The organism is Dietzia sp. SYD-A1 (assembly GCF_015356725.1).
Lineage (GTDB): Bacteria > Actinomycetota > Actinomycetes > Mycobacteriales > Mycobacteriaceae > Dietzia.
Genome location: NZ_JADDKI010000115.1, coordinates 1 through 18,724 on the forward strand (window position 1 = coordinate 1; position 18,724 = coordinate 18,724).

15 protein-coding genes, 2 tRNA genes and 1 pseudogene are annotated in these 18,724 nt (G+C 70.1%); 4 read left to right on the forward strand and 14 right to left on the reverse strand.

Translation table 11 applies throughout. The annotated features are described in order from the left end of the window. From IY392_RS19485 to IY392_RS05455, 6 genes and pseudogenes are all read right to left on the reverse strand, one after another. Positions 1 to 450: pseudogene (locus tag IY392_RS19485) on the reverse strand (ribonuclease E/G); the annotation flags it as partial. A 331-nt stretch (positions 451 to 781) separates the two neighbouring features. After that, on the reverse strand, positions 782 to 1,192 hold the full coding sequence (gene ndk / locus IY392_RS05435; RefSeq protein ID WP_107756082.1) for a nucleoside-diphosphate kinase: 411 nt from the start codon (positions 1,190 to 1,192) through the stop codon (positions 782 to 784). Between the two features lie 30 nt (positions 1,193 to 1,222). Then, the gene (locus tag IY392_RS05440; RefSeq protein WP_107756081.1) at positions 1,223 to 1,639 is read right to left on the reverse strand and encodes a DUF4233 domain-containing protein; all 417 of its coding nucleotides are present in this window, start codon (positions 1,637 to 1,639) and stop codon (positions 1,223 to 1,225) included. Continuing rightward, positions 1,636 to 3,228 (reverse strand): folylpolyglutamate synthase/dihydrofolate synthase family protein, encoded by a 1,593-nt coding sequence (locus IY392_RS05445; RefSeq protein WP_228549063.1) that lies wholly within the window; start codon positions 3,226 to 3,228, stop codon positions 1,636 to 1,638. The genes IY392_RS05440 and IY392_RS05445 overlap by 4 nt, the downstream gene beginning before the upstream one ends. Continuing rightward, positions 3,228 to 5,936, reverse strand: a complete 2,709-nt coding sequence (locus IY392_RS05450) for a valine--tRNA ligase (protein WP_194860720.1) — start codon at positions 5,934 to 5,936, stop codon at positions 3,228 to 3,230. Before IY392_RS05450 ends, IY392_RS05445 begins: the two co-directional genes overlap by 1 nt. Before the next feature lie 64 nt (positions 5,937 to 6,000). Continuing rightward, entirely contained in the window at positions 6,001 to 6,993 is a 993-nt protein-coding gene (locus tag IY392_RS05455) for a malate dehydrogenase (RefSeq protein ID WP_107756080.1), read from the reverse strand. A 295-nt stretch (positions 6,994 to 7,288) separates the two neighbouring features. Here IY392_RS05455 and pcaD point away from each other — a divergent pair, with 295 nt between their 5' ends. Beyond that, entirely contained in the window at positions 7,289 to 8,071 is a 783-nt protein-coding gene (pcaD, locus tag IY392_RS05460) for a 3-oxoadipate enol-lactonase (protein ID WP_194860721.1), read from the forward strand. Between the two features lie 51 nt (positions 8,072 to 8,122). Beyond that, the gene (locus tag IY392_RS05465) at positions 8,123 to 9,334 is read left to right on the forward strand and encodes an acetyl-CoA C-acetyltransferase (protein WP_194860722.1); all 1,212 of its coding nucleotides are present in this window, start codon (positions 8,123 to 8,125) and stop codon (positions 9,332 to 9,334) included. Positions 9,335 to 9,356: 22 nt separating this feature from the next. On the opposite strand, the gene clpX is transcribed toward IY392_RS05465, so the two are convergent. The 5 genes from clpX to IY392_RS05490 form a co-directional block, all read right to left on the reverse strand. Beyond that, the gene (gene clpX, locus IY392_RS05470; protein ID WP_107756077.1) at positions 9,357 to 10,625 is read right to left on the reverse strand and encodes an ATP-dependent Clp protease ATP-binding subunit ClpX; all 1,269 of its coding nucleotides are present in this window, start codon (positions 10,623 to 10,625) and stop codon (positions 9,357 to 9,359) included. Between the two features lie 147 nt (positions 10,626 to 10,772). Continuing rightward, a complete protein-coding gene (locus IY392_RS05475; protein ID WP_182612487.1) occupies positions 10,773 to 11,396 on the reverse strand; it encodes an ATP-dependent Clp protease proteolytic subunit in 624 nt (207 codons plus the stop codon). Between the two features lie 71 nt (positions 11,397 to 11,467). Further along, positions 11,468 to 12,109 carry an ATP-dependent Clp protease proteolytic subunit gene (locus IY392_RS05480; RefSeq protein WP_107756076.1) on the reverse strand — a complete coding sequence of 214 codons (642 nt, stop codon included), beginning with the start codon at positions 12,107 to 12,109 and terminating at the stop codon, positions 11,468 to 11,470. Between the two features lie 261 nt (positions 12,110 to 12,370). Then, positions 12,371 to 13,780: a trigger factor gene (gene tig, locus IY392_RS05485; RefSeq protein ID WP_107756075.1), complete on the reverse strand. Its 1,410-nt coding sequence runs from the start codon at positions 13,778 to 13,780 to the stop codon at positions 12,371 to 12,373. A gap of 50 nt (positions 13,781 to 13,830) precedes the next feature. Beyond that, a tRNA-Pro gene (locus IY392_RS05490) sits at positions 13,831 to 13,907 on the reverse strand. Positions 13,908 to 14,104: 197 nt separating this feature from the next. On the opposite strand from IY392_RS05490, the gene IY392_RS05495 reads away from it, so the two are divergent. After that, positions 14,105 to 14,178 (forward strand) — tRNA-Gly (locus IY392_RS05495). Positions 14,179 to 14,387: 209 nt separating this feature from the next. On the opposite strand, the gene IY392_RS05500 is transcribed toward IY392_RS05495, so the two are convergent. The 3 genes from IY392_RS05500 to IY392_RS05510 are packed head-to-tail and all read right to left on the reverse strand — an operon-like array spanning position 14,388 to position 16,472. Next, positions 14,388 to 15,320, reverse strand: a complete 933-nt coding sequence (locus IY392_RS05500; RefSeq protein WP_309234014.1) for a DNA-formamidopyrimidine glycosylase family protein — start codon at positions 15,318 to 15,320, stop codon at positions 14,388 to 14,390. A 6-nt stretch (positions 15,321 to 15,326) separates the two neighbouring features. Further along, positions 15,327 to 15,800, reverse strand: coding sequence for a ribose-5-phosphate isomerase (locus tag IY392_RS05505; RefSeq protein WP_095718433.1), 474 nt, complete (start codon positions 15,798 to 15,800; stop codon positions 15,327 to 15,329). Positions 15,801 to 15,845: 45 nt separating this feature from the next. Next, a complete protein-coding gene (locus tag IY392_RS05510) occupies positions 15,846 to 16,472 on the reverse strand; it encodes a DsbA family protein (RefSeq protein ID WP_194860723.1) in 627 nt (208 codons plus the stop codon). A gap of 95 nt (positions 16,473 to 16,567) precedes the next feature. Here IY392_RS05510 and pepN point away from each other — a divergent pair. Beyond that, on the forward strand, positions 16,568 to 18,724 hold a 2,157-nt coding region (gene pepN / locus IY392_RS05515), incomplete at its 3' end, for an aminopeptidase N (protein WP_194860724.1).

Sequence of the window (18,724 nt, forward strand, 5' to 3'; positions counted from 1 at the left end):
CGCGGCGTCACCGTCGACTGTCGGGTCCGTCGCCGCGTCGCCCGCAGCGGACGTGCGAGTCTTCCTCGCCGGAGACTTCTCGGCCGGCGCCTTCTTCTCGGCCGACTTTCTGGCCGGCGCCTTCTTCTCGGAGGACTTTCTTGCCGGCGCCTTTCCGGCGCCCGCCTTCTTCGCGGGGGCTGTATCGGCCGGGACCGTCTCAGCGGAGGCGCCCTGGTCGGCGGGAGCCTCCGCGAGTGCCGCCCCGTCGCCGTCCTCACGGCCGGCGAACCAGGTGAGCAACACCTCGCGGGTCACGCCGGACTGGGCGCTCCTGATCTCCACGCCGATCCCGGCCATCGCGGCCAGGAACTCCTTGCTGGTCATACCCACGGCCTTGGCCGCGGCGTGCGCGCGCATCTTCTCCGGGAGCGCGTTGAGATCGTCGATGGTCAGGGTCGAATCCGACACGTGTCTCCTCTGGCCGGACTCCGGGCGCGATCACGTCACCGGAACAACTCCGGTGACCCACGCCGCCGCACGGGGTCGGCATTTCTCTCTGGGCCCCACACAGGTGGGGCTGTGTCTTGTGGTCCGCGATTCCGGTGTGATCCGGCCCGCGGATGGCGGGCGCCCGATCCGGGGCGAACTGGTGGTCCGCTCGCCAAGAATATGGGCTCCGGCCATTGTCCCACACCCGCCGGCGATCCGTTGCCGCGCGGGAGCGGTGGGAAGACAGATGCGCCCGCCGGACACGGGGCCGACGGGCGCATTCAGCGCGGGCGCTGGTGGGGAACCCGGATCAGAGGTCGGGGAACCACAGTCCGATCTCGCGGGCCGCGGACTCCTCGGAATCGGATCCGTGGACGAGGTTGAACTGGGTCTCCAACCCGAAGTCGCCGCGGATGGACCCGGGCGCGGCCTTGTCCACCGGGTCGGTCCCGCCGGCGAGCTGGCGCCAGGCGGCGATCGCGCGGGGGCCCTCGACGACACCGGCCACGACCGGACCGGAGGTGATGAACTCGAGCAGATCGCCGTAGAACGGACGCTCGGAGTGCTCGGCGTAGTGCTCGGCCGCGGTCTCCTGGGGCACGTGGCGCATGTCCATGGCCACGAGCCTGAGGCCCTTGGCCTCGATTCGCGCGAGGATGGTCCCGGTCAGGCCTCGCTGGACGCCGTCGGGCTTGATGAGGAAGAAGGTTCTCTCGGTCACGGCCGCAATGCTACAAGTACCCGGATCCCGTCAGTCGTGTTGGCTGGGGAGGTAACCGGCAGCCATCCTCCGGGACAGGTCCCGCCGAAGATAGAGGATGTACGCCCACACCGCCGCGAACATCAGACCGCATACCCCCATCGACCAGTGGACGGCCCACCCGGCCACCGCCAGTCCGGCGAGAGTGAGGTTCATCGGGATCGCCCAGGGCCGCCGCTGCAGACCACTGGCCACGACCATCGCCACCGCCAGGAGGCTGACGAACCACACCTTCCAGGGTTGGAAGTGCTCTCCGTCGTCAACCCGGGCGATCACCGTGAGCACCAGTCCGATCACGATGGCCTCGAGGATCAGTGTCCCGGCCATGATCCCCCGCAGGCCCTTCCACGGATCCACCGAGGGTTCGTGGGCCGTGGCCCCCGGATCGACGGAACCGGTGTCGGTCACTGTGCGTCCTTTCCGAACAAGCTGCGGGCGGCCCCCGCGGTCAACACCGACCCCGTGACGAGCACGCCGACTCCGGAGACGTCGTCGTCGGCGGTCGGGTCGGGAACCCCCACCAGGTCCAGCGCGGCGCTGATCGCCTCGGGCAGGGTGTCCACCACGTGGACCCGCTGGGCGGTGAACCGGTCCTCGGCGATGCGCGCGAGGTCCTCGAGCGCCATCGCCCGCGGCGATCCGGTCCTCGTGACGACGACCTCGTCGACCACCGGCTCGATGGCCGCGAGGAAGGCGTCGGCGTCCTTGCCGTCGAGCATCGCGACCACGGCGACGAGACGTCGGAAGTCGAACTCGGAGGTGACCGCCTCGGCGAGTGCGCGCCCGCCGTGTCCGTTGTGCGCGGCGTCCACCAGCACCGTCGGGCTCGAGCTGAGGCGCTCGAGCCGGCCGGGGTTGTCCACGGCGGCGAATCCGGCGCGGATGAGCTCGGGGTCAAGCGACCTGTCCGGGCCCGCTCCGAAAAACGCCTCGACGGCGGCCAGCGCGGTGGCGGCGTTCTCGGCCTGGTGCTCGCCGAACAGCGGGAGGAACACCTCCGGGTACTCGCCCCCGAGACCGCGCAGGGTGAGCTGCTGTCCGCCCACCGCCAGGCGACGCTCGACCACGTCGAACTCCGAGCCGAGACGCGCCACCACCGCGCCCACCTCGACCGCCCGACGCAGCAGCACCTCCATCGCCTCGGGCTCCTGCCGACCGATCACCGCCACCGGGTCCCTCGGGAGCAGATCGTCCCCGGCCACGGGCTGGATGATCCCCGCCTTCTCCCCCGCGATGGTCGCCAGGTCGTCGCCGAGGTAGTCGGTGTGGTCCAGGCCGATCGGGGTGACGACGGCGACGGCCGGCCGCACCACGTTGGTGGCGTCCCAGGTCCCGCCCATGCCGGTCTCCACCACGGCCACGTCGACCGGGGCGTCGGCGAAGGCCGCGAAGGCCATCGCGGTGAGCACCTCGAAGTAGCTCATCCGGGGACCGCCGCCGGACTCGGACCGCTGGTCCACCAGTTCCAGATACGGCTGCAGCTCGCGGTAGGTGTCCACGAACAGACGCGCCGGGACGGGCTCGCCGTCCAGGGCGATGCGCTCGGTGACGGTCTGGAGGTGCGGGCTGGTGTTGCGCCCGGTGCGCTGGTGCAGTGCCCGCAGGAGGGCGTCGATCATCCGGGTGACCGAGGTCTTGCCGTTGGTCCCCGCCACGTGGACGACCGGATAGGCGTGCTGCGGATCCCCGAGGACACCGGTGAGCTCCGCGATCCGGTCCAGGCTCGGTTCGAGGCGGGTCTCCGGCCACCGGGTGGCCAGTTCCTCCTCGACCGCCGCGAGCTCGGCGGTGTCGGCCTGCCACTCGGGGCTGCCGACCTCCGGGATCGGGCGCGGCTCCTGGCGGTCCTCGCCGTCCTCGTCACCGGGCAGCGGTCCGCCGAGGGAGACCCCGGAGACCAGGCCCTCCTCGCCGAGCAACTCGGCGACGTCCTCCTCGGTGGGGGTGTCCCAGCCCTCGTCCGGGTCGTGGGGCTCGAGCCACCGATGACCCGCCATCAGGCGGTGCTCCCGGCCGGGAGGCCCTCGAGTCGGGCGGAGATCCGGCTGACCTCGTTCTCGGCGAGATCCCGGCGCGCGCGGATCTTGTCCACCACGTGGTCGGGAGCCTTGCCGAGGAACGCCTCGTTGCCCAGCTTGGCGCCGGTGGTCTCCAGCTCCTTGCGCGCGGCCGCGAGGTCCTTCTCCAGGCGTCGACGCTCGGCGGCCAGGTCGATGGTGCCGGAAGTGTCGATCTCGACCCCCACAGTGGACAGCCCCAGCCGGACCTCCAACGAGGCGGTGGCGGTGAAGTCGTCCCCGGCCGGGGTGATCCGCGCGAGCGAGGCCACCTGGTCGAGCAGGTCGGCGGGCAGATCCGCCCGGTCGACCCCGGTGACGCGCGCGGGCACCCGCTGGCCGGGCTTGAGTCCCTGGTCGGAGCGGAAGCGGCGGATCTCGGTGACGAGGGTCTGGGCGTCGGCCACCCGGCGCACGGACTCCGTGGCCCCCTCTGCCGGGGCCACGTCGGAGGGCCAGTCCGCGACCACCACCGAGTCGCGTCCGGTCAGGGCCGTCCACAGCACCTCGGTGACGAACGGGATGACGGGATGCAGCATCCGCAGCACCACGTCGAGAACGTGTCCCAGCACGAGCCGCGTGTGATCGGCCCGCTCGGACCCGCGCGCCTCGTCGTCGCTGCCGAACTGGACCTTGGCCAGCTCCAGGTACCAGTCGCACAGCTCGTCCCATGCGAAGTGGTACAGGGCCTCGCAGGCCTTGGAGAACTCGTAGCGGTCCAGCGCGTCGTCGACGGAGACCCGCACCTCGCCGAGGCGCTGGAGGATCCAGCGATCAGCGTCGGTGAGCGCGACCTCCGCCGGGAGCTCGCCCACCCTCGCGCCGTTCATCAGCGCGAACCGCGTGGCGTTGAAGAGCTTGGTGGCGAAGTTGCGCGATGCCTGGGCGGAGTCGTCGCCCACGGACAGGTCGCCGCCCGGGTTCGCACCCCGGGCCAGGGTGAAGCGCAGGGCGTCGGCGCCGAAACGGTCGACCCAGTCGAGCGGGTCGATGCCGTTGCCCTTGGACTTGGACATCTTCTGGCCGTGCTCGTCGCGGACGAGCCCGTGGAGGAACACGTCGGTGAACGGGACCTTGCCCGGGGCGGCCCTGTCGCCGGTCAGGGTGCGACCCACGAAGGTGCCGAACATCATCATCCGGGCCACCCAGAAGAACAGGATGTCGTACCCGGTCACCAGCACGGACGTGGGGTAGAACCGCTCGAGGTCCGCGGTCCGCTCGGGCCAGCCCATGGTCGAGAACGGCCACAGTCCGGAGGAGAACCACGTGTCGAGCACGTCCGTGTCCTGCGTGTAGCCGGCGGGCGGCTCCTCGCCCACGCCCACGCAGACCACCTCGCCGCCCGGCCCGTACCAGATGGGGATGCGGTGGCCCCACCACAGCTGGCGGGAGATGCACCAGTCGTGCATGTCGTCGACCCAGTCGAACCAGCGCGGTTCCTGACTCTTCGGGTGGATCACCGTGTCACCGTCTCGCACGGCGTCTCCCGCCATCCGGGCCAGTTCCTCGACCCTGACCCACCACTGCAGGGACAGCCGGGGCTCGATTGGCTCACCGGATCGCTCCGAGTGTCCGACGGAATGCAGGTACGGGCGCACCTCCTTGACGATCCGGCCCTCGGCGGCGAGGTCCTCGCGGATCACCCTGCGCGCCTCGAACCGGTCCATCCCGTCGTAGCGGGTCCCCGTGTCGGCAATGCGGCCGGCCGCGTCCATGATCGTGGGCATCGCCAGCCCGTGGCGCTGGCCGATCGCGAAGTCGTTGGGGTCGTGCGCGGGCGTGACCTTGACGGCCCCCGTCCCGAACTCGGGATCGACGTGGTCGTCCGCCACGACGCGCAGGGTCCACCCGTCGCGGAACGGGTGCTCGATCTCGGTGCCCACGAGGTGGGCGTACCGCGGGTCCTCCGGGTGCACGGCGATCGCCGTGTCGCCCAGCATCGTCTCGAGCCGGGTCGTGGCCACCACGAGGTGCGGCTGCGAGTCGTCCATCGAGCCGTAGCGGAAGCTCACCAGCTCGCCCTCGACATCCGCGTACTTGACCTCGATGTCCGAGATCGCGGTCTGGAGTGTGGGCGACCAGTTGACCAGCCGCTCGGCGCGGTAGATGAGCCCCCGGTCGTAGAGCTCTTTGAAGATGGTCTGCACCGCGCGGGACAGTCCCTCGTCCAGGGTGAACCGCTCACGCGACCAGTCGACGCCGTCGCCGAGCCGCCGCATCTGCTCGCCGATGGTCCCGCCGGACTCACGCTTCCACTCCCAGACTCGTCCGATGAACGCCTCTCGCCCGATCTCGTGGCGGTCGATCCCCTCGGCGCGGAGCTTGCGGTCCACGAGGGTCTGGGTGGCGATCCCGGCGTGGTCCATGCCCGGAAGCCACAGCACCTCGAAGCCCTGCATGCGCTTGCGGCGCGTGAGCACGTCCATGAGCGTGTGGTCGAGTGCGTGCCCCATGTGCAGGTTTCCGGTGACGTTGGGCGGCGGGAGAACCACCGAGTACGCGGGTTTGTCGCTGGAGGGGTCGGCCTCGAAATAACCGGCCTCGACCCAACGCTGATACAGCTCGGACTCGACCTCGCCGGGGTTCCAGGAGGCGGGGAGCAGATCCGCGCGGTTGTTCTCGGGGCCGGGAGTCGCTGCTGTCGTCACCCGACCATCGTAGGCCGTCCGCACCGGGGTCCCGCACACGCGGGCCGGACCCCGCCCCCCGGGGTCAGTCCGTCAGGTTGAGGGCGTGCACGGCGTCGCGCTCGGAGACCAGTTCGGCCACCGAGGCGTCGATGCGCGCGCGTTGGAAATCGTCGATCTCGAGACCCTCGACCACCTCCCATTCCCCGCCACGGCTGCGGCACGGCAACCCGGTGACCACACCCGGGACCGTGCCGTAGTGCCCCTCGGAGGGCAGCGCCACCGTGGTCCAGCTCTCCCCCGGGGTGCCGTGCACCCAGTCGTGCATCTGATCGACGGCGGCACCCGCGGCCGAGGCGGCCGACGACGAACCCCGCACGGCGATGATCTCGGAACCCCGGTTCGCGACCCGCGGGATGAAGGTGTCGGTCAACCACTCGCGCTCGAGTCCCGCGGTCACGGGTTCACCCGCGCGGGTGAGATAGGAGACGTCCGGGAACTGGGTGGCCGAGTGGTTGCCCCACACCACGACCCCGTCGAGTTCGGCGACGGGGGCGCCCAGGCGGGCGGCGAGCTGACTCAGCGCCCGGTTGTGGTCCAGCCGCATGAGGGCGGTGAAGCGGCCGGCCGGGACGTCCGGGGCGTGCCGGTGAGCGATGTAGGCGTTGGTGTTGGCGGGGTTGCCCACCACCACCACGCGGATGTCGTCGGCGGCCCCGTCGTTGATCGAGCGGCCCTGGTCGCGGAAGATGGCACCGTTGGCGGTCAGCAGGTCTGACCGCTCCATGCCCTTGCCGCGAGGCATCGCTCCGACGAGGAAGGCGGCATTGGCGCCGTCGAAGGCGACGTCCGCGTCGTCGGTGATCTCGATCGAATCGACCAACGGAAGAGCGCAGTCCTCGATCTCCATCGCCACCCCCTCGGCTGCGGCGACCGCGGTCGGGACGTCCAACAACCGCAGCCTGACCGGGGTGTCGGGGCCGAAGACCAGACCGGACGCCACTCGGAAGAGCAGGGAGTAGGCGATCTTTCCGGCGGCACCGGTGACGGTGACGGTGACCGGGGCGGAGGAGCTCATACGCAGGGACCTTCCTCTGGCGACGACGGGGTCGGTCCCCACAGTAGTGAGGAATGTGCCCCCTGTTGACCGCCCGAGCCGTCGTACACCCGTTGTTCGCCCCGGGGCCCGCCAGTGGTGTGCGATCGGCGGTGTGCAATCGGCGGGGTGTGGTCGATGGCTGAAGCCGACCGGGGGTCGGCCTCGCCCGCCTTTGTGTGACGCGGCAGCTCCCACCCGTCGTACGGTGGACCGTGCGTCCCACACGCCACGCGGGCCCGACCGGTCCCCCGACCCCCAGGAAAGGACACACCCCATGCCCGCCACCCTGTCTTGTCAGGTCAGCGGCCCGCGGCCGGAGAACGCCCCGGCCGTCGTCCTCCTCGGGTCCCTCGGTTCGGACCGGTCGATGTGGGACGCCCAGGTGCGCGACCTGGCCCGGGACCACACCGTGATCGCTGTCGACCATCGTGGCCACGGCGGCTCAGACGTGATCCCGGGGCCGTGCACGATCGCCGACCTCGCCGGCGACGTCCTGGCTCTGCTCGACACCCTCGGCGTGGACCGCTTCCACGTGGTCGGACTCTCCCTGGGAGGAGCCCTGGCCCAGTGGCTCGCTGTCCACGAGCCCACCAGGGTCGGGTCCGCGGCCCTGCTGTGCACGGCCGCGAGGTTCGGTGAGCCCTCGGCATGGGTCGAGCGGGCTGCCGCCGTCCGCGACGGCGGAACCGGTGCCGTCGCCGACGCGGTGGTGGCGAGGTGGATTACCCCCAGTCGCGCCCGACAGGACCCCGCACTGGTGGATTCTGTCCGCGAGATGATCCTGGCGACCAGCGCCGAGGGGTACGCCGCGGCCTGTGACGCGCTGTCGGGCTGGGACGGGCGCGCCGACCTCGGCCGGATCACCTGCCCCACCCTGGTGATCGCCGGGGACGAGGACCCCTCCACACCGCCCGACGTGGTCCGCGAACTCGCCGCCGGGATCCCGGGCGCCGAGTTCCTGACCCTGTCCCCCGCCGCCCACGTTCCCACCGTCGAGATCCCCGACCGCGTGACCGCGGTCCTCCGCTCGCACCTGTCCACGCACGCCACCGCGTGACGGCGGAGGACGGAGAGCTCTCGGCACCGCCGGCCACCATGAGGAGAACCCATGCGCGACATCGTCATCTGCCACCCGCTCCGCACCCCGGTCGGACGTTTCGGCGGGGTCTTCCGTGAGCTGGACGCGAACGCCCTGGCGACCTCGCTGCTCACGACGCTCGTCGAGCGCACCGGCCTGACCGGGGCCGACGTCGACGACGTGATCCTGGGCCAGGGTTCACCGGGCGGCGAGGGCCCCGCCATAGGTCGGATCGCGGCCCTCGACTCCCCGCTCGGCGTCGAGGTGCCCGGGATGCAGCTGGACCGGCGCTGCGGCTCGGGCCTGCAGGCGGTGATCACCGGCGCCCTGCAGGTGGCCTCAGGCGGGGCGGACCTCGTCATCACCGGCGGAGTCGAATCGATGAGCCAGGTGGAGTTCTACGCCACGCCCTCGCCCCGCTGGGGCATCTCCGGCGATGGAGTCTCCCTGGTCGATCGCCTCGGTCGCGCCCGCACCACGGTCGGTGGCCGCTCCCACATCGTCGACGGGGGGATGATCGAGACCGCCGAGAACCTCCGCCGCGAGTACGGCATCAGCCGGGAGGAACAGGACCGGCTGGCCGTGCAGTCCCATCAGCGCGCGGTCGCCGCCCAGATGTCGGGGGTGTTCGCCGAGGAGATCGTTCCCGTCACCGTCCCGCAGCGCAGGGGCGCCGACCTCGTCGTCGACACCGACGAGCACCCCCGCGCCGACACCTCGGTCGAGGCCCTCTCGGGCCTCCGGGCGATCATGAGCCGGACCGACCCCGAGGCCACCGTCACCGCCGGCAACGCCTCAGGACAGAACGACGGCGCCGCGATGTGCATCGTCACCACAGCCGACAGGGCGTCCGCCCTCGGGCTCACACCGCTCGTCCGTCTCGCCTCGTGGGCCGTTGCGGGTGTGGCGCCGGAGACCATGGGCATCGGCCCCGTTCCCGCCACCGCCAAGGCCCTCCACGCGCTCGGACTCACCCTGACTGACATCGACGTGATCGAGCTCAACGAGGCCTTCGCCGCCCAGGCGCTGTCCGTCATGCGGGAGTGGGACATCGATCCCGCCTCGGAGCACCTCAACCCCCTCGGCTCAGGGATCTCGCTCGGCCACCCCGTCGGAGCGACCGGCGCCCGGATGCTCACCACACTCTCCCGCGAGATGGTGCGACGCGATGCCCAGTGGGGGCTGGAGACGATGTGCATCGGCGGCGGTCAGGGGCTGGCCGCCGTCTTCGAACGCGTCTGAGCCTGACCCGACCCGGTGCAGCCTAGGCCGACTTCTCGCGGGGCTCGGACTCGGAGAACGGGACGATCGTCGGCAGCACGTTGTGGCGCACCGTCTCACCGGTCACCACCACGCGCGCCACGTCATCGCGCCCGGGGATGTCGTACATGACCGGGAGGAGGACCTCCTCCATGATCGCGCGCAGCCCGCGGGCGCCGGTGCCCCGCAGGATCGCCTGGTCGGCCACGGCCTCGAGGGCGTCCTGGGTGAACTCCAGCTCGACGCCGTCCATCTCGAACAGCCGCGCGTACTGCTTGACGAGCGCGTTCTTGGGCTCGCTGAGGATGTTGACCAGCGCCTCGCGGTCCAGGCTCGTCACGGTCGCCACGACCGGGAGTCGACCGATGAACTCGGGGATCAGCCCGTACTTCACCAGGTCCTCCGGCATGACCTCGCTGAAGTTCTCCGTGGTGTCGAGGCTCGTCTTGCTGGCGACCTCGGCCCCGAAGCCCATCCCCTTGCGGCCCACGCGGTCACCGACGATCTTCTCCAGACCCTGGAAGGCCCCGGCGACGATGAACAACACGTTGGACGTGTCGATCTGGATGAACTCCTGGTGCGGGTGCTTGCGACCACCCTGCGGCGGCACTGACGCCTGCGTGCCCTCGAGGATCTTCAGCAGCGCCTGCTGGACACCCTCGCCGGACACGTCGCGGGTGATCGACGGATTCTCGGCCTTGCGGGCGATCTTGTCGACCTCGTCGATGTAGATGATGCCCATCTCGGCGCGCTTGGTGTCGTAGTCCGCGGCCTGGATGAGTTTGAGGAGGATGTTCTCCACGTCCTCGCCGACGTATCCCGCCTCGGTCAGCGCGGTGGCGTCGGCGATCGCGAACGGGACGTTGAGCATCTTGGCCAACGTCTGGGCGAGATACGTCTTGCCACACCCGGTCGGCCCCAGCATGAGGATGTTGGACTTGGCCAGTTCCACCGCGTCACCGCGGCCGAGCGAGGCCCCCACGCGGATGCGCTTGTAGTGGTTGTAGACGGCCACCGCGAGGTTGCGCTTGGCCGCGTCCTGCCCCACCACGTACTCGTCGAGGAAGGCGTGGATCTCCGCCGGCTTGGGCAACTCGTCGAGCGCCGATTCCTGCGAGTCCTCGACCTCGGACTCGATGATCTCGTTGCACAGCTCGATGCACTCGTCGCAGATGTAGACCCCCGGACCGGCGATCAGCTTCTTGACCTGCTTCTGGCTCTTTCCACAGAAAGAACACTTCAACAGGTCGCCGCTCTCGCCCACACGTGCCATGAGTTCTACGTCCTCGCATTCCAGGGGTCCGGATTCACACCCCGTAGTCGACGGTACGCGGGAGGGACGACATTTCCGACCCCCGCGCGATGAGGTTCATTGGACCTGACGGCGCACCGCAACCCTCCACGGCGCGCCGCCCGGGCGTCAGTTGGTCGACGACAGTTTGCGGTAGTCGAACACGGTGTCGATGATCCCGTAGTCCTTGGCCTCGGCGGCCGTGAGGATCTTGTCGCGGTCGGTGTCCTTGCGGATCTGGTCCGCATCGCGACCGGTGTGCCGCGCCAGGGTGGTCTCCATGAGACGACGCATGCGCTCGATCTCCGCGGCCTGGATCTCCAGATCCGAGACCTGCCCCTGGATCCCACCGGTCGCCGGCTGGTGGATGAGGATGCGGGCGTTGGGCAACGCGGCCCGCTTGCCCTTGGTGCCCGCCGCGAGCAGGACCGCGGCGGCCGAAGCCGCCTGCCCCAGGCACACCGTCACGATGTCGGGACGCACGTACTGCATCGTGTCGTAGATCGCCATGAGCGAGGTGAACGAGCCGCCCGGCGAGTTGATGTACATCGTGATGTCGCGGTCCGGATCCTGGCCCTCGAGGACGAGGAGCTGGGCCATGATGTCGTTCGCCGAGGCGTCGTCGACCTGGGTGCCCAGGAAGATGATCCTCTCCTCGAAGAGCTTGTTGTACGGGTTGGACTCCTTGACGCCGTAGCTCGAGTGCTCGACGAAGGACGGAAGGATGTAGCGCGAGGTCGGCAGTGAGGTCATCGGTGACTCCGTGGTGGTGTGCGGGGCGGGCTGGGCTGCGGGAGCGCTCCCGTGGGCGACGGGGTCGATGATCACGACGGCGAGGTCCCTCCGGTCTGGGAGGCACGGGCGATCACGTGGTCGACGAACCCGTATTCCTTGGCCTCCTCCGCGCTGAACCACCGGTCGCGGTCCGAGTCCTCGGTGACCTGCTCGAAGGACTGGCCGGTGTGGAAGGCGATGAGCTCGGCCATCTCGCGCTTGGTGGCGGCGAACTGCTCGGCCTGGATCGCGATGTCGGCGGCCGAGCCGCCGACCCCGGCGGAGGGCTGGTGCATCATGATCTTGGCGTGCGGCAGGGCGTACCGCTTGCCCTTGGTGCCCGCGGTGAGCAGGAACTGCCCCATCGAGGCGGCCAGACCCATACCGTAGGTCGCGACGTCACACTCGACGAACTGCATCGTGTCGTAGATCGCCATCCCCGCCGTCACGGAACCACCGGGCGAGTTGATGTACATGGCGATGTCGCGGGTGGGGTCCTCCGCCGCGAGCAGCAGGATCTGCGCGCAGAGGCGGTTGGAGATGTCGTCGTCCACCTGGGAACCCAGGAAGATGATCCGCTCCTGCAGGAGACGCTCGTACACCGAGTCGCCGAGGGTCAGCCCATGGGATCCGGGCGAGCTGAGGGCGGGCTGCGTCGAACCGGGCTGTGCCGCTGAACCGTTCTGGGCCACGGGGTACCTACCTTCGCTGATCGTCTCACCGCTCCCGCGGTGCCCGACCGACCGGCGGCCGGGTATCCGTTACGTCAAACAGTAACCAACGCCCACGGCCGAACCGTCCCGACGGGGCGGGTGTTCGCTCTCAGCGTCGGCGTCGGCGTCGGCGTCCGCGGCCGCCACCGCGGGCACCGGGTGCACTGCCACCGCGAACGACGGAGCCGGGGACCACCGTGAGGTGGCCCCCGGCTCCGGGGGTGGTGCAGGTGAGGACCGTCAGGCGTCGTCGCCCTTGCCGTCGGTGTCCGCGGCGTCGGTGGACTCGGCGGCCTCGTCCGAGTCGGCGGAGTCGGCGGAGTCCTCCTCGCGAGACCCGAAGAACTCGGTCGTGTCGACCGTGTTGCCCTCGGTGTCCGTGACGTTGGCCTGGACGATGACGTCCGCCAGCGCCTTGGAACGGCGCACGTCGGAGAACAGCGAGCCGAGCTGGCCGGCCTGCTGGATCTGCTGCACGAACTGGTTCGGGTCCATGCCATAGCGCTGGGCCTGGAACATGATGTGCTGCGTGAGCTCCTCCTGCGAGACCTCGGTCGAGGCCTCCTCGGCCACGGCGTCGAGCAGGAGTTGGCTGCGGATGGCGCGCGCGGCGCCCTCGCGGGTCTCCGCCTCGAAGGTCTCGCGGTCCGTGCCCTCGGCGGCCAGCGCCTGGTCGAGGATCGCCGGGTCCCCACCGAACTGGTCGATGAGCTGGTGCATCTGCGCGTGCGCCTCGGACTCGACCAGGGACTCGGGAGTCGGGATGTCGGTGGCCTCGATCAAGGCGTCCAGGACCTTGTCGCGGATCTCGCCCGCGAGGCCGGCCCTGGCCTGCTGCGCCACCTTCTCCGTGAGGTCGGCCTTGAGCTCGTCGAGGGTGTCGAACTCGCTGGCCATCTGGGCGAACTCGTCGTCGGCGTCGGGCAGCTCGCGCTCCTTGACGGACTGGACGGTCACGGTGATGACCGCCTCCTTGCCCGCGTGCTCGCCCGCGACGAGGGACGAGGTGAACTCCTTGGACTCGCCGGCCTTGAGGCCCTCGGCCGCATCGTCGAGTCCTTCGATGAGCGTGCCGGAGCCGAGCTCGTAGGACAGACCCTCGGTCGAGGCGTCCTCGACCGGCTCACCGTCGACGGTGGCGGCGAGGTCCACCGAGAGGAAGTCACCCTTCTCGGCACCACGCTCGACGCCCTTGAGGGTGCCGAAGCGGGCGCGGAGGTTGTCGAGCTCCGTCTCCACCGCCGCGTCGTCGGCGGCCGGGGCCTCGACGGTGACCGCCAGCTCCGAGTAGGCGGGCAGGGTGATCTCCGGGCGCACGTCCACCTCGGCGGTGAACTCCACGACGTCGCCGTCCTCGAGCTTCGTCACCTCGATCTCCGGCTGGGCCAGGACCTTGAGGTCGTGTTCGTCGACGGCCTGGCCGTAGCGGGTCGGGATCATGTCGTTGATGACCTGCTCCAGCACCGCCGGGCGGCCGATCCGCGCCTCGAGGAGCTTGGCGGGGGCCTTACCCGGTCGGAAGCCGGCGATGTTGACCTGGCCGGCGAGCGACTTGTAAGCCTTGGCGAAGTCCGGCTCGAGCTCCGCGAACGGCACCTCCACCGTGACCTTGACCCGGGTCGGGTTCAGCTGCTCGACAGTGCTCTTCACGGTGATGATCTCCTAGGAAAGTCGTGTGGGGTTCATGTCTCGGGCTCCGCTGGTCGGGATGACAGGATTCGAACCTGCGACCCTCCGCTCCCAAAGCGGATGCGCTACCAAGCTGCGCCACATCCCGGTGAGTCGCGCGACCGACCGCCCGCGCCGTACGCGGGGAACCTGCCGGGCCGCCAAACCAACTCGGCCAGTGTACGACAGTGCCGCATCACGGCAGATTCCGCGTTGGCGGGCCGGGAGTTGGGGGTGCCGCACCGGTCCGGTAGTGTGATCACCGCGCGAGCGAGCCTCGGGGGAAACTCCAGGTCAGCCGCCGACGCGGGCGTAGCTTAATGGTAAAGCCCCTGCCTTCCAAGCAGGCTACGCGGGTTCGATTCCCGTCGCCCGCTCCACACGACGACTCGCGACGCCCTCCCGGCGCTCCCGAGGATGGCGTCTCGCGGTAGCGCCTGTTCGATCAGATCCCAGCCGCCCCTCGGCATGGCGTCTGGCGGTAGCGCCTGTTCGATCAGATCCCAGCCGCCCCTCGGCATGGCGTCTCGCAGGCACTTCGGTACCCGCGAGACGCCGTCGCGACGTGCGGCTGCGAAATGGTCGCCCGCTAACCGGCTGACCCGCCCGCCCGCGGCTGCGACTCGGCGACGGGTTCAGCGCGGCCGTCCCGGCTGGCAGGTCGGACACCAGAATGCTGGCAGGTCGGACACCAGAAGAGGGTCCGCGCCTCCAACGTCTGCAGGGCGATCTCGTCGCGGCACACCCGGCACTGCCAGCCGTCCCGTTGATAGACGTAGTTGCGCGGTCGGTCGGCACCACGTCGGGGCACGTCCCCGTGGTCGTGCTCCGGGCGGATCGTGTGGATGGCGCCGGTCTCCACCCCCACCTCCATCAACTGCGCCAGGTCGCCCCAGATCGCGCGGAACTCGCCCTCCGTTAGCCGCGAGCCGGCGCGGAACGGGTCGATACCGTGCCGGAACAGCACCTCGGCGCGGTAGACGTTCCCGACTCCGGCCAGGACCTTCTGGTCCATGAGCAGCGCACCTATCGGCCGCGCACTGCGGGAGATGCGCATCCAGGCCGACTCGGGATCGGCGTCGGGATCCAACGGATCGGGGCCCAGACGGCCTCGGACCTCGGCCACGCCCGCCTCGTCGATGACCTCGCACCTTGTGGGCCCGCGGAGGTCCACGCAGTGCACCGGCCCGTCCTCTGCTTGCGACCCCGCGCCGACCGCCTCGTCGCGGACCGAGCCGACCCGCATCCGCACCTGCCCGACCGGTGCCGGGGGCTGTTCCCCCTGCGGCACCAGGTGCGTGTCGAAGAACCCGTAGAGCCCGAGGTGGATGTGGACGGCGACGCCGCCGTCGTAGTGGTGGAAGAGGTGCTTGCCGACGGCCGTGGCGCGGTCGAAGTGGCGCCCGTCGACGACGACGTGGTCGGCGAACCGCCCCTGTGGGCTCGAGACGCGGACCGGCCCGCCTGCGAAGTACTCGGTGTGCAGGCGGGCCAGCCGGTGGAGTGTGTGCCCCTCAGGCACTGGAACTCAGGCGCCGGGGACCGGCGGGGCCTCGTGGGTGCGCTCGTACTCGGCGAGGATGTCGATGCGCCTCTGGTGACGCTCGGCCTCCGACCAGCTCTGGTCGAGGAACGCGTCGACGATCGCCAGCGCCTCCTCCTGAGAGTGCATCCGCCCGCCGATACCGATCAACTGCGCGTTGTTGTGCTCGCGGGCCAGGCGGGCGGTCTCGACGCTCCACGCCAGTGCGCAGCGGGCGCCGGGGACCTTGTTGGCCGCGATCTGCTCGCCGTTGCCGGATCCGCCCAGCACGATCCCGAGGCTGCCCGGGTCCGCGACGACCTTGCGAGCCGCGTCGATGCAGAAGGCCGGGTAGTCGTCCTCGGCGTCGTAGGTGTGGGCACCGCAGTCGACCACCTCGTGGCCGGAGGCCGTCAGGTGCTCGGCGATGACGTTCTTGGTCTCGAAGCCGGCGTGGTCCGCTCCCAGGTAGATGCGCATGGCGGCGATTCTGCCACGCTCGGCACCCGCCGCACCCCCGGGCCTTCAGTCGAACCGTGGGGACTCGGTGCGGCTGCGCTTGAGCTCGAAGAAGTAGGGATATCCGGCGAGCAGGGCCGCGCCGTCGAACACCTTGCCCGCCTCCTCGCCGCGCGGGATGCGTGTGAGCACGGGTCCGAAGAAGGCCACGCCGTCCACGTGAACGACCGGGGTGCCGACCTCGTCGCCCACCGGGTCCATGCCGCGGTGGTGCGAGGCGCGCAGCTCGTCGTCGTACTCATCGGTCGCCGCCGCGGCGGCGAGGCCCGCGTCCAGTCCGGCGGCCTCGAGCGCCTCGGTGATCACGGTGGGGTCGTCGATCCCCCGGCCCTGATCGTGGATGCGGGTGCCGAGCTCGGTGTACAACCGGCCCAGGACCTCCTGACCGTGACGCTGCGCGGCGGCGATCGCCACGCGGACCGGGCCCCAGCCGAGCCGCATGTGCTCGAGGTATTCCTCCGGCAGGTCGCGGCCGTCGTTGAGGACGGACAGGCTCATCACGTTCCACGTCAGATCGATGTCGCGGACCTTCTCCACCTCGAGGATCCAGCGGCTGGTGACCCACGCGAAGGGGCACAGGGGGTCGAACCAGAAGTCGACGGAACGGCGGGCGGTGGAATCGGAGGATGTCATGGCCCCATCCTCCTCGTCAGGGTCGCCGACTGCCACCCCGCCCCGGGTGGTAGGACTGGGGCCACCACTCACGCCCAGGAACCGAGGACCTCCCGATGCGCTCGCTCAATCTCACCCGTTCCGACGCCGCCGCCAGGGCGGAGCTGATCGACGTGGATACCTACGAGGTGGACCTGGACCTCACCGACGGCTCCGGCGGGCCGGGAAGCGGGATGTTCCGGTCCCGCACGGTCGTCCGGTTCACCTGTTCTCGGCCCGGGGCGGAGACGTTCATCGACCTGAGGTCGGCGCGGATCCGGTCGGTGACGTTGAACGGGCTGACCCTCGAGAACGGGGAGTACGACGACGAGGTGGGGCTGACGCTGCCCGATCTGCAGGAGACCAACGAGCTCATCGTGGACGCCGATCTGGCGTACACCTCCACCGGCGAGGGCCTGCACCGCATGGTCGATCCCGTGGACGGGGAGGTCTATCTCTACACGCAGTTCCAGACCGCCGACGCCAAACGGGTGTTCGCCTGCTTCGACCAACCCGACCTCAAGGCGCGCTACACGCTGACCGTCACGGCCCCCGCCTCCTGGGTCGTGGTGTCCAACACCCCGGCCACCGAGTCCCCTGGTGGGTCGGGAGCGGTCGTTCACCGATTCGATCAGACGGAGGTCCTCTCGACCTACCTGGTGGCCCTGATCGCCGGCCCGTACCACGTGGCGGAGGACTCCTACACCGACGAGCACGGGACCATTCCTCTACGCCTGCTGTGCCGGGGGTCGCTCGCCGAGCACCTCGACGCCGACCGGCTGTTCGCCGAGACCAAGGAGGGTTTCGGTTTCTACCACCGCGAGTTCGGCATGCCGTACGCCTTCGGCAAGTACGACCAGATCTTCGTACCCGAGTTCAACGCGGGTGCCATGGAGAACGCCGGTGCGGTGACGTTCCTCGAGGACTACGTCTTCCGCTCCCGGGTCACCGGATACCGCTACGAACGCCGCAACGAGACGATCCTGCACGAGATGGCCCACATGTGGTTCGGCGACCTGGTGACCATGCGGTGGTGGGACGACCTGTGGCTCAACGAGTCGTTCGCGACCTTCGCCTCCGTCCTCGCCCAGGTCGACGCCACGCAGTACACCGACGCCTGGACCACCTTCGCCAACGTCGAGAAGGCGTGGGCGTACCGGCAGGACCAACTGCCCTCCACCCACCCAGTCGCGGCCGTCATGACGGACCTGGAGACTGTCGAGGCGAACTTCGACGGGATCACCTACGCCAAGGGCGCATCCGTGCTCAAACAGCTGGTGGCGTATGTGGGGCGCGAGCCGTTCCTGGCGGGCCTACGCGCCTACTTCGCCGAGCACGCCTTCGGCAACGCCGAGTTCGGCGATCTCCTGCGGGCACTCGAGGCGTCCTCCGGTCGCGACCTGTCCGACTGGGCCGCCCAGTGGTTGCGGACCACCGGCATCAACCCGATCTCCGTGGAGGTGAGCACCGCCGCCGACACCCCGGGGACGATCTCGGAGCTGACCGTCGTTCAGGGACCGGCCGCCCCCGGTGCCGGGGAACTACGCACCCACCGCCTCGGCGTGGGTCTCTACAGCCGTGATGAGTCGGGGGCACTGGTCCGGACCACGTTCGCCGAATTGGACGTCGACGCCGAGCGCACGACCGTCCCGGAAATGGCCGGGCTCCCCGTGCCCGACGTGATCCTGCCCAACGACGCGGACCTGACGTACTGCTCGGTGCGGCTCGACGAGCGCTCGCTCGACACCGTTCTCGGGTCGATCGAGGACGTGACGGATTCCCTCGCCCGCACCCTGTGTTGGTCCGCGCTGTGGGAGATGACCCGGGACGCCCGGCTTCCGGCTCGCCGGTTCGTCGAGGTGGTCACCCGCGCGGCCCCGCGAGAGCCCCACATCGGGGTGGTCCAGCGCGTGCTCGCCCAAGCTCAGACCGCGCTGGCGAGGTACGCCGACCCGGACTGGGCGGCCGCCACCGGGTGGCCCGAGTTCTCCGCCGCGATGCTCACGGCGGCCCGGGAATCGGAGGCGGGGTCCGACCACCAGCTGGCGTTCCTCGCCGCCCTGTGCAGTTGCCCGGTGGGTGCCGACCAGGCGCGCGTTCTCGCGTGCCTCCTCGACGCGGGACCTGACGAGGCGGGCCTGCCCGGCCTGACCCTCGACACCGACCTGCGGTGGACCGTCCTCACCGCGCTCGTGGCCGCCGGCGCCGAGACCACCGACCGGATCGACGAGGAG

Excerpts from the sequence above, each read along its gene's own strand:
- IY392_RS05445 (WP_228549063.1), bottom strand. The coding sequence starts at position 3,228 with ATGGCGGGTCATCGGTGGCTCGAGCCCCACGACCCGGACGAGGGCTGG.
- IY392_RS05455 (WP_107756080.1), bottom strand. The coding sequence starts at position 6,993 with ATGAGCTCCTCCGCCCCGGTCACCGTCACCGTCACCGGTGCCGCCGGA.
- pcaD (WP_194860721.1), top strand. The coding sequence starts at position 7,289 with ATGCCCGCCACCCTGTCTTGTCAGGTCAGCGGCCCGCGGCCGGAGAAC.
- IY392_RS05465 (WP_194860722.1), top strand. The coding sequence starts at position 8,123 with ATGCGCGACATCGTCATCTGCCACCCGCTCCGCACCCCGGTCGGACGT.
- clpX (WP_107756077.1), bottom strand. The coding sequence starts at position 10,625 with ATGGCACGTGTGGGCGAGAGCGGCGACCTGTTGAAGTGTTCTTTCTGT.
- IY392_RS05475 (WP_182612487.1), bottom strand. The coding sequence starts at position 11,396 with ATGACCTCACTGCCGACCTCGCGCTACATCCTTCCGTCCTTCGTCGAG.
- IY392_RS05505 (WP_095718433.1), bottom strand. The coding sequence starts at position 15,800 with ATGCGCATCTACCTGGGAGCGGACCACGCCGGCTTCGAGACCAAGAAC.
- IY392_RS05510 (WP_194860723.1), bottom strand. The coding sequence starts at position 16,472 with ATGACATCCTCCGATTCCACCGCCCGCCGTTCCGTCGACTTCTGGTTC.